The organism is Nocardiopsis sp. iso_25, assembly GCF_056173305.1.
In genome coordinates, this window is record NZ_CM149667.1 from 2,994,060 (window position 1) to 3,006,132 (window position 12,073).

The 12,073-nt window shown below is 68.4% G+C and carries 15 protein-coding genes and 1 pseudogene; 10 read left to right on the forward strand and 6 right to left on the reverse strand.

The genetic code is table 11. The features are described from left to right. Positions 1-25: 25 nt before the first annotated feature. The 3 genes from AC0VX6_RS12940 (at position 26) to fahA (ending at position 3,526) form a co-directional block, all read left to right on the forward strand. Positions 26-1,234 carry a cupin domain-containing protein gene (locus AC0VX6_RS12940; RefSeq protein WP_475468857.1) on the forward strand — a complete coding sequence of 403 codons (1,209 nt, stop codon included), beginning with the start codon at positions 26-28 and terminating at the stop codon, positions 1,232-1,234. Continuing rightward, positions 1,231-2,079 carry a hypothetical protein gene (locus AC0VX6_RS12945; protein WP_475468859.1) on the forward strand — a complete coding sequence of 283 codons (849 nt, stop codon included), beginning with the start codon at positions 1,231-1,233 and terminating at the stop codon, positions 2,077-2,079. The genes AC0VX6_RS12940 and AC0VX6_RS12945 overlap by 4 nt, the downstream gene beginning before the upstream one ends. A 229-nt stretch (positions 2,080-2,308) precedes the next feature. After that, on the forward strand, positions 2,309-3,526 hold the full coding sequence (fahA, locus tag AC0VX6_RS12950; protein WP_475468861.1) for a fumarylacetoacetase: 1,218 nt from the start codon (positions 2,309-2,311) through the stop codon (positions 3,524-3,526). A 92-nt stretch (positions 3,527-3,618) separates the two neighbouring features. Here the strand turns inward: fahA and AC0VX6_RS12955 are convergent, their stop codons facing one another. From AC0VX6_RS12955 to AC0VX6_RS12965, 3 genes are all read right to left on the reverse strand, one after another. After that, positions 3,619-4,494, reverse strand: a complete 876-nt coding sequence (locus AC0VX6_RS12955) for an AraC family transcriptional regulator (RefSeq protein WP_475468863.1) — start codon at positions 4,492-4,494, stop codon at positions 3,619-3,621. 192 nt (positions 4,495-4,686) lie between these two features. Then, the gene (locus AC0VX6_RS12960; protein WP_475468865.1) at positions 4,687-4,905 is read right to left on the reverse strand and encodes a helix-turn-helix domain-containing protein; all 219 of its coding nucleotides are present in this window, start codon (positions 4,903-4,905) and stop codon (positions 4,687-4,689) included. 176 nt (positions 4,906-5,081) lie between these two features. Beyond that, positions 5,082-5,534, reverse strand: coding sequence for an ATP-binding protein (locus AC0VX6_RS12965; protein ID WP_475468866.1), 453 nt, complete (start codon positions 5,532-5,534; stop codon positions 5,082-5,084). Between the two features lie 256 nt (positions 5,535-5,790). Between AC0VX6_RS12965 and AC0VX6_RS12970 the strand changes: the two are divergent. The 5 genes and pseudogenes from AC0VX6_RS12970 to AC0VX6_RS12990 form a co-directional block, all read left to right on the forward strand. Beyond that, positions 5,791-5,994, forward strand: a pseudogene (locus tag AC0VX6_RS12970) (helix-turn-helix transcriptional regulator); the annotation flags it as partial. Positions 5,995-6,051: 57 nt separating this feature from the next. After that, positions 6,052-6,597: a DUF5753 domain-containing protein gene (locus AC0VX6_RS12975; protein ID WP_475469329.1), complete on the forward strand. Its 546-nt coding sequence runs from the start codon at positions 6,052-6,054 to the stop codon at positions 6,595-6,597. Further along, positions 6,594-6,761 (forward strand): DUF397 domain-containing protein, encoded by a 168-nt coding sequence (locus AC0VX6_RS12980; RefSeq protein ID WP_475468868.1) that lies wholly within the window; start codon positions 6,594-6,596, stop codon positions 6,759-6,761. The genes AC0VX6_RS12975 and AC0VX6_RS12980 overlap by 4 nt, the downstream gene beginning before the upstream one ends. A gap of 3 nt (positions 6,762-6,764) precedes the next feature. Next, positions 6,765-6,986 carry a DUF397 domain-containing protein gene (locus tag AC0VX6_RS12985; RefSeq protein WP_475468869.1) on the forward strand — a complete coding sequence of 74 codons (222 nt, stop codon included), beginning with the start codon at positions 6,765-6,767 and terminating at the stop codon, positions 6,984-6,986. 10 nt (positions 6,987-6,996) lie between these two features. Further along, the gene (locus AC0VX6_RS12990) at positions 6,997-7,179 is read left to right on the forward strand and encodes a DUF397 domain-containing protein (protein ID WP_475468871.1); all 183 of its coding nucleotides are present in this window, start codon (positions 6,997-6,999) and stop codon (positions 7,177-7,179) included. Positions 7,180-7,330: 151 nt separating this feature from the next. On the opposite strand, the gene AC0VX6_RS12995 is transcribed toward AC0VX6_RS12990, so the two are convergent. From AC0VX6_RS12995 to AC0VX6_RS13005, 3 genes are all read right to left on the reverse strand, one after another. Then, positions 7,331-8,026 (reverse strand): tectonin domain-containing protein, encoded by a 696-nt coding sequence (locus AC0VX6_RS12995; protein WP_475468872.1) that lies wholly within the window; start codon positions 8,024-8,026, stop codon positions 7,331-7,333. Between the two features lie 518 nt (positions 8,027-8,544). Then, complete coding sequence (locus AC0VX6_RS13000; RefSeq protein WP_475468873.1) at positions 8,545-9,204, reverse strand: class I SAM-dependent methyltransferase; 660 nt, start codon at positions 9,202-9,204, stop codon at positions 8,545-8,547. Positions 9,205-9,338: 134 nt separating this feature from the next. Further along, a complete protein-coding gene (locus AC0VX6_RS13005) occupies positions 9,339-9,785 on the reverse strand; it encodes a glycine-rich domain-containing protein (RefSeq protein WP_444963893.1) in 447 nt (148 codons plus the stop codon). Positions 9,786-10,370: 585 nt separating this feature from the next. On the opposite strand from AC0VX6_RS13005, the gene AC0VX6_RS13010 reads away from it, so the two are divergent. Beyond that, positions 10,371-11,267, forward strand: coding sequence for a hypothetical protein (locus tag AC0VX6_RS13010; protein ID WP_444963894.1), 897 nt, complete (start codon positions 10,371-10,373; stop codon positions 11,265-11,267). Between the two features lie 339 nt (positions 11,268-11,606). Continuing rightward, complete coding sequence (locus AC0VX6_RS13015) at positions 11,607-11,852, forward strand: cold-shock protein (protein ID WP_475468875.1); 246 nt, start codon at positions 11,607-11,609, stop codon at positions 11,850-11,852. Positions 11,853-12,073: the final 221 nt, after the last annotated feature.

Genomic DNA, 12,073 nt, shown 5'->3' on the forward strand with positions numbered 1-12,073 from the left:
TCCACACGGAAGGGACAACACCGCCATGGCCTACTACCGCCAGGTCGGAGAGGTGCCCCGCACCCGCCACACCCAGCACCGCACCCCCGAGGGCGGGCTGTACTACGAGGAACTGATGGGGGAGGAGGGCTTCTCCGCCGACTCCTCGCTGCTCTACCACCGCGCCATCCCCTCGGCCATCGTCGACGCCGCCGAGTGGGAGGTCCCCGACCAGTCCCGCACCCGCAACGCCCCGATGGTGCCGCGCCACCTCAAACTGCACGAGCTGTTCTCCGACCAGGAGTGGAAGGCCGCCGACGTCGTCGAGTCGCGCCGCCTGGTCCTGGGCAACGACGACGTGCGCATCTCCTACGTGGTCGCCGGGGCGCCCTCGGAGCTGTACCGCAACGGCATCGGCGACGAGTGCGTGTACGTGGAGTCGGGCACCGCCCGCGTGGAGACCGTCTTCGGCCTGCTGGAGGTCGGCCAGGGCGACTACGTCGTCCTGCCGCGCGCCACCACCCACCGCTGGGTGCCCACCGGCGACCAGCCCCTGCGCGCCTACGTGGTGGAGGCCAACAGCCACATCGCCCCGCCCAAGCGCTACCTGTCCCGCTACGGGCAGTTCCTGGAGCACGCCCCCTACTGCGAACGCGACCTGCGCGGCCCCTCCGAGCCGCTGCTGGCCGAGGGCGAGAACGTCGACGTGCTCATCAAGCACCGCGGCGACGGGCCCGGGGGCATCTCCGGCACCCGCTACACCTACCCCACCCATCCCTTCGACGTCGTGGGCTGGGACGGGTGCCTGTACCCCTACGTCTTCAACGTCTCCGACTTCCAGCCGATCACCGGCCGCGTGCACCAGCCGCCGCCCGTGCACCAGGTGTTCGAGGGCCACAACTTCGTCATCTGCAACTTCGTGCCGCGCAAGGTGGACTACCACCCCGGCGCCATCCCGGTGCCCTACTACCACTCCAACGTGGACTCCGACGAGGTCATGTTCTACTGCGGTGGCGACTACGAGGCCCGCAAGGGTTCGGGGATCGGTCAGGGCTCCATCTCCCTGCACCCCGGCGGCCACTCCCACGGGCCGCAGCCCGGCGCCTACGAGCGCAGCATCGGCGCCGAGGCCTTCGACGAACTCGCCGTCATGGTCGACACCTTCCGCCCGCTCGACCTGGGCGAGGGCGGCCTGGCCAGCGACGACGGAACCTACGCCTGGACCTGGGCCGGGGGACGGAGGGAGCGGCGGTGAGCGCCGAGCTGTACCGCGGCCTGTTCGACGACGCCGCCCTCTTCCCGCCCGGCAACGCCCCCATGGGCGGGGCGCTGCCCGCCCACCGCGCCCACCGGGCCGGGCAGCGCGCCGAGTACGTCGGCCCGTTCCTGGTCTCCGACGCGCGCGTGGGCGAACTGCGCGCCGTCCTGGCGCGCGAGGAGCCGGGCCACGGCCCGCTCGCGGTCGTGGTCACCGTCCCCGGCGGAGCCGAGGGCGTCGGCCCCGCCGTCGCGGCCGCGGGCACGGACCCGGCGCTGCGCCTGGCCGGGGTGGAGGCCGCCGCCGCACCCGGGACGGCCGCCGAGGTCGCCGCGCGGCTGACCGAGCACCTGCCCGAGGGGGCCGAGGGGTTCGTGGAGGTCTCCCGCCAGGGGGACGTGCCCGCCGAACTGCGGTCATTGGCGGGCACCGGCCACAGCGCCAAGTTCCGCACCGGGGGGCTCATCCCCGAGGCCCACCCCGACGAGGAGGAGCTCGCCGAGTTCCTGCACGCGGCCGTGGAACTGGACGTGCCCTTCAAGTGCACGGCCGGGCTCCACCACGCCGTCCGCCACACCACCGCCGAGGGCTTCGAGCAGCACGGTTTCCTCAACGTGCTGCTGGCCACGGCCACCCTGCTCGACGGAGCCTCCGAACGGGAGGCCGCCCTCGTGCTGGCCGACCGCGACGGCCCGCGCCTGGCGGCCCTGGCCGCCAAGCTCACCGACGAGGAGGCACAGGCGGTGCGCGACCGGTTCCGCTCCTTCGGCACGTGCAGCGTCACCGAGCCACTGGAGGACCTGGTCGTGCTCGGGGCGCTGTCCGCCTCCCGCGCACGCTGAACCGTCCGGTCCCGGGGCATGCCCGCCCCAGGGGCCCCGTCCGCTCCGAGGGCCGACCGCTTCGGGAGCCCGCCCGCTTCGGAAGGCCGCCCGATCCGAGGGCCCGTCCTCTTCGGGAGGCCGCCCGCTTCGGGAACCTGCACGCTCCGAGGCCCGGCCGCTCGGAGAACCCGTCCATGTGAAGAGCCCCCCGCTTCGAGAAACCGTCCACTCCAAGAAAGCGAACGCCATGCCCGACAGCTGGCTCGACCTCGCCCCGGACGCGCAGTTCGGCCTGGCCACCCTGCCCTACGGCGTGTTCGGCACCGCCGACGACCCCGCGCCGCGCACGGGCGTGGCCATCGGTGACCACGTCCTGGACCTGGGGGCCGCGGCCCGCGCCCTGGACGCGCCCTTCGCCGACACCGTCGACCGGCCCAGCCTGGACGCCCTGCTGGCCGCCGGACGGCCGGTGTGGGACCAGGTGCGCGCCGCGCTCACCGACTGGTTCACCGACCCCGCGCGCGCCGGGGCCGTGCGCCCGCACCTGGTGGACCGGGCGTCCGTGCGCATGCATCTGCCCTTCACCGTCGCCGACTACGTGGACTTCTACGCCTCCGAGCACCACGCCAGCAACGTCGGCCGTATGTTCCGCCCCGACCAGGAGCCCCTCACCCCCAACTGGAAGCACCTGCCCATCGGCTACCACGGGCGTTCGGGCACCATCGTGGTCTCGGGGACCGACATCGTGCGCCCCACCGGCCAGCGCAAGCCGCCGACCGAGCCCGTGCCCGTCTTCGGGCCCTCGGTCCGCCTGGACATCGAGGCCGAGGTGGGCTTCGTCGTCGGGACCGGAACCGAGATGGGCGAGCGCGTCGCGGTGGACGACTTCGCCGACCACGTGTTCGGGGTGTTCCTGCTCAACGACTGGTCCTCCCGCGACCTCCAGGCCTGGGAGTACGTGCCGCTGGGGCCGTTCCTGGGCAAGTCGTTCGCCACGTCGGTGTCGCCGTGGATCGTGCCGCTGGCCGCGCTGGAGTCCGCGCGCGTGGAGCAGCCCGCCCAGGACCCCGAGCCGCTGCCCTACCTTCGCGGCGAGGACGGGCCCTGGGGCCTGGACCTGCGCCTGGAGGTGCGGCTGAACGGGCACCTGGTCTCCACGCCGCCGTTCTCGCAGATGTACTGGACGGCGGCGCAGCAGCTCGCGCACATGACCGTCAACGGGGCGTCCCTGCGCACCGGGGACGTGTACGCCTCCGGCACGGTCAGCGGCCCCGAGCGCGAGCAGCGGGGGTGCTTCCTGGAGCTGACCTGGAGCGGGAAGGAGCCGCTGAGCCTGCCCGACGGCACCGAACGCACCTTCCTGGAGGACGGCGACGAGGTGACTATTACTGCTACGGCCCCGGGCCCGGACGGAACCACCGTGCACTTCGGTGAGGTGACCGGCAGAATCCTCCCCGCCCGCTGAGGTCCCGGAACGGCCCCGCGCACCCTTCGGGGGGCGCGCGGGGCCGTCGTGTCGTGCCACCTGCGGAGCGTCCCGTCAGGGTCGGGGCACGCTCACCCCGTTGCCGGGCCCTGCTTCTCCACGGGCAGCCACAGGTGGCCCGAACCGAGGTCGGGCTCCTCCTGGTGCTCGACGGCCACCATCGCCGGGCCGGGGGCGGTGTGGTAGGCCGGGTGGGCCGGGAACCACTCGGTGTAGACCGCGCGCCACAGCGCTTGCAGCCCGTGGGGGAAGGCCACCCGCTCGAAGGGGAACACCGCCCAGGTGCCCGCGGGAACCTCCAGGCGCTCCATCCCCTCGGGGACGGAGGCGGGCGCGGCGGTGGCCGCGGCGACGTAGTAGTCCACCTCCTCCCCGTCCGGCAGGGCGACCGTCACCGACAGCGCGCCGCGGGGCTCCTGGTCGCTGAGCGCGTCGAGCCGCTCCCAGGTGGTGTCGTCGACCGTTTCGGTGAAGGCGACCATGTCGGGGTTGGGCCCCTCGTCGACCTGAGGAATCCGCCTTCCCGGCCCGACCAGGGCGAAGGCGTCCTTGTCGAGGATGCGGTAGCGCATCGTGGTGCTCCCTTCGATGGTGAGGTGGAAGACCAGGCGGGGCTGGGAGACCAGCGCGGCCCCGGTGCGCCGGGCCTGGCCGGGGGTGACGCCGTGCACGGCGCGGAAGGCCCGGGTGAACGCCTCGGCCGAGGAGTACCCGTGGCCGATGGCGATGTCGAGCAGCGTCCTGCGGCCCTCCAGCACCTCGGCTCCGGCCAGGGTGAGGCGGCGTCGGCGCGCGTACTCCGACAGCGGCATCCCCGCCAAGGCGGCGAACATCCGGCGCAGGTGGTGCTCGGAGGTCAGCGCGGTGCGCGCCATCGCCGCCACGTCCACCGGGCGGCCGGGGTCCTCCTCGACGTGCTCCAGGGCCTTGTTCAACCGGTCCAGCATCGCTTCCCCCTTCGTTCACCGGTGACGTTAACGAGCGCGGGCGATGTGGTTCCCGACAGTTGCCGTGCGCCTGCGATCAAGCCGGGGCTCGCCGAGCCGGGGCCTACCAAGCTGCGGGGTCCACGTTGCCGAAGGCACGCGGCGGCGGTGGTCCCGCGCGGTCCTGAGGCTGCGCGGGTCCGTTGCCCCGGCTCAGACGCTGGGGAGGGAGGGTTCGTCTGGTTGGTTGAGGAGGGTGGCGATGTGTTCTTTGGGGTAGCGGCGTGCTCCGCCGGGGGTGCGGAAGGGTTTGAGGACGTTGTCCCATTGGCCTCGGTGGAGGCTGCGGGGGCGGATGTTGAACAGGGCGGCGACTTCGCTGGGGGTGAGGACGTCGGGGCGGCCGTCGAGGAGGTAGCTGTAGTCGGGCATGAGGGGCTTTCCGTGTCCGGTGTTGTGTGAGTGGTCGATCGGGTGGCCCCGCCTCCCCGGGGAAGGAGGAGGCGGGGCTTCGGACCGGTGTACTTCGCATCGGCCCGTCCGCACCGGCCCGGGGGACAGATCGGGTGGTGCGGAGTCTGAAAGGGCTCGCCTGCCGGGGAAGCGGGCTACCAGGGGAAGACGGCGCGGACGGTGATCGCGCCGCAGGAGTGCTGTTTCCAGTCCCAGTAGGAGCACAGGGCTTCGACCAGGCGCAGTCCGTTGCCGCTGGGGCGCATGGGCTCGGGACCGGGCACGCGCGGGAACGTGGGTTCCTCGCCGGGGCGGGGTCCGTTGTCGGTGACCCGGAGTTCGAGATGGCGTGAGGTGCGTTCGATCTCCACGCGAATGCTGCCGCCGGAAAGTCCGGACGTCGAGTGACGCAGCGCGTTCGTGACCATTTCCGATACGGCGATGCTGACGGGTTCGACCAGGCTGGGGCGGGAGCGGGTGGCCTGGACAGCCCAGCGGCGGGCGATCTTGACGTGGCCAAGTTCGGGGCCGAGCAGAATGCCTGAGTTGGTGGCGGTTCCGCACAGTCGGCGTGGAAGCGGGATGGGCGGAACGGTAGGCTTTTGCATGTTTCACCTCGGCTGTCTCGGGGTGGAGCACCTTGCCTCGGGGACCGCTTCCGACTTCGGTCTCCGGGGCTTTTGGCTGCCATCACGTGTTTGTGTGTCCTGGTCGCCACTTGGTGTGGTCCAGTGCGGCATCCGGGAACCACCATGCCTGACCAGGCAATAGACGCTCCAGGGGTGGTCGGATATTGAATGCGAAGTTCTACAAGGTCTTCCTGTCCGTAGCCATTCGTGTTTTCATGTGGTCATGCCACCTAAGATGACCCCTGCCGAGCGAGCTGCGGTTAAGCAATTTGGTAATGAACTCAGGCGTTTGAGGGATTTGGCTGACATGTCCCAAAATGACCTTGGTGTCCAGACTGGCACATCAAAGCAGCAGGTAGGGGCTGTGGAGAGAGGGGAGCGGAAACCCTCGAAGAGGTTTGCGGAACTCGCTGACTCGGCTCTGGAATGCCACGGAATCCTACGGAACTTGTGGCCTGGAGCGCGTCAAGCTCAGCCGTGGTGGTTGCAAGAGTTCGTGGAGCTCGAAGAGAAGGCGCAGGCGATCTACGAGTTCCATCCGCAAGCCGTCCCTGGCCTGCTCCAGACGAAAAGCTACGCATGTGCTCTGGTCGAGGCGGCTTTCCCGCCCCTGTTGCAGGCAGAGAAGGACCAGGTCATCTCTGCTCGGTTTCAAAGGCAGGAGATCCTTGAGCGGGAAGCTCCACCACTAACCCTGTTCGTCATTGACGAGGCAGCGCTCCGACGGTCCGTAGGCGGCGAAGCAGTGATGAAGGAGCAGTTGAGGAGGTTGCTCGAAGCAGCCGCTAAGCCTCGCGTGCAGATCCAGGTGCTTCCCTTGGATCGAGGAGCCCATAGCGCGATGAACGGGCCGCTGGTCATACTGAACATGGCGCATGCGGAGTCTCTTGTGTACGCCGAGACACCTGGATCAGGCCAGGTGATTACAGACCCCGGGGTCGTGGCAAACTGCGTTGAGCAGTTCGGAGACCTGCGTGGCGTCTCGCTGTCGCCGGTCGAGAGCTTGCGTTTTATCGCATCGCTAGGAGGAGAAGGCACGTGACCCACGAGTGGCACAAGTCCAGCTACAGCGGCAACACCGGGCACTGCGTCGAGGTCCGAGAGGGTGCCTTCACAGACGTGCGCGACACTCAGAACAGGGACCAGGGGCACCTGACGTTCGCTGGTCAGGAGTGGACTGCTGTTCTCGCCGTTACGAAGGGGTGAACCGTGAGGTCTGACTGGCACAAGTCCAGCTACAGCGGGAACCAGGGGGCATGTGTGGAGGTAGCGGAAGGGCTGGTCACCGGCATCCGCGACACTCAGAACCGGGATCTCGGCCATCTGACGGTGCCCGCGCTGGAGTGGGCCGCGCTGATGAGTACGGTGCGCGGCCAGTGGTCATGGCGTTGCCTTCGCGACGGTTCCTCGAGACCCTCCATGCGAGCTTGAAAGGTCTGTGATGAGCACAGCCGAGAACGCTTCCTGGCGCAGGGCCAGCTACAGCGCCAACGGAGGCAACTGTGTGGAGGTGCGCCAGGGTGCAGTCACCGGCATCCGCGACACCCAGAACCGGCAGCTGGGTCACTTGTCGGCCCCGGTGCCCGAGTGGACCGCCCTGCTCGCAGCGGTGCGCGCCGAGTAGCGGCACAGCGCGAACCGGCCCCGCCCGTAGTGGGCGGGGCCGGTCTCATCTGTTCGCTGCGCGTGGGCACCCCGTTGCACAGGACGGGGCAGGCGGGGAGCCTCTCGCGGCTCCGTCGACGCGGGAGGCTCTCACCTGTTGCGGACCCGGATCAGGGCTGGTCGCCGGTGTAGCGGTAGATGTTGTTGTTGGCGTTGACGCCCCAGACGGTTCCGTCGGCGGCTGCGCTGATCTCGGTCAGTCCTCCGGGGATGTTGACCCACGGGTTGGCGTCGTCGTTGGTGAAACGGTAGATCGCGTCACTGCTGTTAACACCCCACACGATGGTGCGCGATCCCGTCGAGATCCCCGTGAGAGCCCCGGAGATCTGCTTCCAGTGGGAGGAGCTCTGGTCGCCGGTGTAGCGGTAGATGTTGTTGTTGGCGTTGACGCCCCAGACGGTTCCGTCGGCGGCGGCGCTGATGTCGACGAGTCCTCCGGGGATGTTGACCCAGGGGTTGGCGTCGTCGTTGGTGTAGCGGTAGATGGCTCCGTCGGCGTTGACGCCCCACACGTTGGTGCGGGAGCCTACCGAGATCCTGGTCAGGGCTCCGGAGATCTGCTTCCAGTGGGAGGATCCCTGGTCGCCGGTGTAGCGGTAGATGTTGTTGTTGGCGTTGACGCCCCAGACGGTTCCGTCGGCGGCGGCGCTGATGTCGACCAGTCCTCCGGGGATGTTGACCCAGGGGTTGGCGTCGTCGTTGGTGAAACGGTAGATCGATCCGCTGGCGTTGACGCCCCACACGTTGGTGCGGGAGCCCGCCGAGATCCTGGTCAGTGCTCCGGAGATCTGCTTCCAGTACGCCATGTCAACCTTCTCCGTCCATTCGGGGGACTGCGCTGAACTGCGAGGAACACCTGTGGCACGGCCGGTCCGGGGGCGACCGGTGTACCTGTGGGGCGGCGCTGAACGCGGAGGGTTTCGGCGGCCCGGACACCGGCCGCTGACACCCCTTTCCTCTTCCGGAAAGGGGTCCGTTGAACGGGGTGGGTACGACGGTGTTCCGCCACTTATCAGTGGAACCGCGGAATTCTCGCCTTTCCCGACCTCGCGCGCCGCTTCCGTTGAGATGCCCAAAGGTGGGAGGAAGCAACCATCTTGGGCCCGCTTCGGCCAATGTTCAAAACATTATTCACGCGCGAAAAGATCCGTGATATTGAGGCGGCAAATGCACTATGGGTGGAAAAACATAAGATTTCCGAAATGCATTTCCGTGTGCCGACGGTGGTCCAGGGGTGTGGAGTGACCGGAGGCCGGTCGCCGTTCGGTCGCCGGTCAGCCGACGTTGTTGCCCGTGCGGGCTGTCCCGGCGGCGGCTCGGGGACTCAACGGGAAGCGGTTCCGATCAGGGTTCCCACATGGTCGGCCTCCGGGGCCGACTCCTCCCACACGCGTACCTCACGGAAACCGTGACCAAGCAGAATCTCCTCCCACACCGCGGGTTCGTAGGCCCACCGGTACACCCACACCTTCCGGCCGTTGAACCCACCTCCGTACATGCCCTGCACTCCGTACGATCCGGGAACCGCGGGGGCGTGGGAGAACACGAACCGCCCACCGGGTTCCAGACGCTCGTGCACCAGCGGAAACAGCACGTCGGGATCGGTGAACCAGGCCGCTCCCCACACCGAGTAGACGGCGTCCCACCGCTGGCCGGTCCCCGCCAGGAACTCGACCACGTCCGCATGGTGGAACTCCGCGCCCAGGCGGTCCCACCGGAGGCGGGCCCGCTCCACCGCCACCGGTGACACGTCCAGCCCCGAGGCCTTCACACCTTGAGAGGAGAGTGCGGCGACGGCCGCCCCCTGCCCGAACCCCAGCTCCAACGCGGAGGCAGGTTCCCCCAGCAGTTCGAATCCGGGCCCGTGTCCCGGGTACTGAGTCCACTCCAAGGCGGTGGCCAGCGCCTCCTCCGGGTCCTGTGGGGCGACGCCTTGGGCGTAGCGGTCCCAGTAACCCGGGACGTCCGTGGTCGGGTTGGCCATGGTTGCGGTCCTCGCGGCTCAGGAGACAGGACCCGCACCACGGTAGCCACGGCAAAGCTGAGACGGCAGGGGAACAACGAAAGAGGCCGACACCTCCGCAGGTGTCGGCCTCGCCCGGGTTCTACTCAGGCTTGTCAGTGGCAATTGCTGCCCGGGTGGCAGGGGCTGCATCGCATCGCGTCACGGTCCCACAGCGGCCAGTCCACCGCGAACCCATTGGACTCGATGATGCGGGCGGTGCGTTCCACCGTTCCGTCGTACTTGAAAGCGATCTCGGGGACGTGCTCCAAGAACCTCCCGTCGAAGTGGTGGTGGCAGAACTCGCGGTAGTTCACCGTGTCCAGGATGAACCCGTGCACGGCGATGTCCACGAGCGGCCCGCATCCGACTTCCAGGCCCTGTCCCCACTTCTCCATGGCGGTGACCAGGTAGGCGACGGCCTGGCCGAAGCACCGGTCGGCCATGACCGAGTCCCAGGGGTGGTCGCGGGTCAGCAGAAGGATCTGTCGTTCCCACACCTCGGGAGCGACGAAGCTACGGGGGTCACGAGTAGTAGTGGGGGTGTCGATGATGGAGGTCATCAAGTGTCTCCTTCCCGTCCCCGGAGGAGGGCTCCGACCGGGGGTGTGCCTCCTAGTGGACGCCACCGCTGATAGGCGCATCAATGCGGTTGTGGTGAGCGAACATTGACCGCGACGGCAATGTTGGCCCCATCCCGCTCCGGGTACGTCCCCGAATCCCCCGATCTCTGGGAGACGGACGTGAAGGTCACTCGCGCGACTCGCGCCCAGCTCGCCCGCGACGCTGCCCGTATCCGCGCCGACCAGCAGCGTCACGGCGCTACCGTCCCTGCGATCGCTGCTCAGATCGCTCGGGACCTACCCATCACCCGCCTGGAGGCATGGCGTCTCGCCTACGGGTGGTCGCGCCCCCACGTTGTCGAAGCCATCGCCCAGGTGTACCGGTCGGACGGGCTTGCGCCTCCCGGTCTTACCACTGCCATGTTGTGCCGGTGGGAGCACGGTCACACCCGCCCCGGCCCCGACTATGTCCAAGCCCTCACTCGTGTCTACGGGGTGACTCCAGAGCGCCTGGGTGTCCCCCTGCCACTGTGCACCCCCGGTTGGTACGGTCACCGCATACCGCAGCCGCGACAGGAGCACCACATGCCCGCCGAGTACCCCGAACTCACAGCCGTCGCTGACAGCATCGCCCTCACTGGCCCTGGCGGGAGCACTCCCGACCTTGCGGCACGGGCGTTGGAGTTCTACGAACTGCGGTACAGCGACTATCCTCCCCCTGCGCTGGCGGCAGAAGTGGCCCGCTGCCGGAGTTTGCTCATGGGCCACCACGACATCGACACTCGGCGTGTGCTCGGCTGGATGTCTGCACTTCTTGGCAACCTCGCCCACCACACTGGGGACCCGGCTGGCGCCCTCATCCACCTCAGCGCGGCTGCTCGTGTCGGAGAGCAAGTCGGTGATCGGTGGCTATCGGGGTGGGCGTTGGGAGCCCAATCCATGGTCACTCTCGGCCAGAGTCGGCCGGTGGACGCGTTGGAGCTGGCGGAGCAGGCCGCAGTGTTCTCAGACTCCTCATTGAGGCGTGCTCAGACCACTGCCTGGTGTCGTCTGCGTGCCCTTGCCGCGTTGGGGGATGGCGAAGGCGTGGGACGGGAGAGCAGGGAGGCACAGCGGTACATGGACACCGCGGAGGAAGTGCCGGGCCGGTTCGGGTTCGATCGGGCGGAGTTCGAGCTGCATCTCGGGGAAGCCAGGCTGGGCCATGATCCGGGAGTCGGAGCCCAACACGCGGAAGTGTCGGCGAGGCTGAAACGCGTGGGGTCCCCGGGGTGGGCTGCTGCCACGGTCGTGTTGGCTCGTGCTCAGGCAGCGCTTGGAGATGCAGAAGCCGCGACTGAGCTGGGGATGCGGGTGGCGGAGGCGGTTCCGACTGGAGACCTGAGGGATACCACCAAGGGGAGGTTGCGTCATCTTGTGGCGGATTTGAGCGGTTACCGGGGTGCTGATGGGCTGCGGTCTGTTCTTGAAAACTGTTCATGAGGGTGTAGCACGATGACCTGGCCCAAGGGCGGAGGCAGTCGTCACGCGGGGCCTATGCGGACAGTAAGGCGGTCCCCTCATCGCTCACACGTAGCTAGGAGGGTGACCCCCCGCGAAACCAGGTCGTAGCCGAAGTGTGTCTCGTGTCTACCTCTCTGTTCATCCATCGGCGCACTCCGGTGTTGACACATGAGGTGGATGGAAGTGTGGGCACGGGGTTTCGTCCTGGTGAGCGCGAAGCCGCAGCGTGCCCGGGTCGGAGTCCGCTAAGTCGGTTGTTTCCGGCCGTTTCTGCGTCTTTCCGAGGCGATCCCATGCCATGATTTTTGTGGTTCGATGATGACAACCGCCTACTACCGATGGGGAAGACACGTGTCTGAGCGCCAGACCGGCACAGTGAAGTGGTTCAACGACGAGAAGGGGTACGGCTTCATCACCCCGGAGTCCGGGCCTGACCTTTTCGTTCATTTCAGGGCGATCGAGGGCACCGGCTTCAAGTCGTTGCAGGAGGGCCAGAGGGTCAGCTTCGAAGCTGTCCAGGGCCAGAAGGGGATGCAGGCAGACAAGGTTCAGGTGGAAGCGTAGGCAAGGTCCGCCCGAGCTGAAGCTCGCGAAGCCCTCGCACCCGGTCTCTCCCGGGCGCGGGGGCTTCGTCGTGTACGGCGCGAACCACCCCTGCCGGTGGTGTCGGCGGCGTCCTCATGGGCCGCCCGGCCGAGTCCGGAGCGTCGCGCCGGGTCGGAGATGGCTGCCGGGCCCGGCCCTCCGGGTTCTGTCCCTTTTCCGCGCCAACCGGAAAATGCATC

Coding starts and splice junctions, on each gene's coding strand:
- AC0VX6_RS12940 (WP_475468857.1), top strand. CDS start 26: ATGGCCTACTACCGCCAGGTCGGAGAGGTGCCCCGCACCCGCCACACC.
- fahA (WP_475468861.1), top strand. CDS start 2,309: ATGCCCGACAGCTGGCTCGACCTCGCCCCGGACGCGCAGTTCGGCCTG.
- AC0VX6_RS12955 (WP_475468863.1), bottom strand. CDS start 4,494: ATGCTGGACCGGTTGAACAAGGCCCTGGAGCACGTCGAGGAGGACCCC.
- AC0VX6_RS12960 (WP_475468865.1), bottom strand. CDS start 4,905: ATGCCCGACTACAGCTACCTCCTCGACGGCCGCCCCGACGTCCTCACC.
- AC0VX6_RS12965 (WP_475468866.1), bottom strand. CDS start 5,534: ATGCAAAAGCCTACCGTTCCGCCCATCCCGCTTCCACGCCGACTGTGC.
- AC0VX6_RS12990 (WP_475468871.1), top strand. CDS start 6,997: ATGAGCACAGCCGAGAACGCTTCCTGGCGCAGGGCCAGCTACAGCGCC.
- AC0VX6_RS12995 (WP_475468872.1), bottom strand. CDS start 8,026: ATGGCGTACTGGAAGCAGATCTCCGGAGCACTGACCAGGATCTCGGCG.
- AC0VX6_RS13000 (WP_475468873.1), bottom strand. CDS start 9,204: ATGGCCAACCCGACCACGGACGTCCCGGGTTACTGGGACCGCTACGCC.
- AC0VX6_RS13005 (WP_444963893.1), bottom strand. CDS start 9,785: ATGACCTCCATCATCGACACCCCCACTACTACTCGTGACCCCCGTAGC.
- AC0VX6_RS13010 (WP_444963894.1), top strand. CDS start 10,371: ATGCCCGCCGAGTACCCCGAACTCACAGCCGTCGCTGACAGCATCGCC.
- AC0VX6_RS13015 (WP_475468875.1), top strand. CDS start 11,607: ATGACAACCGCCTACTACCGATGGGGAAGACACGTGTCTGAGCGCCAG.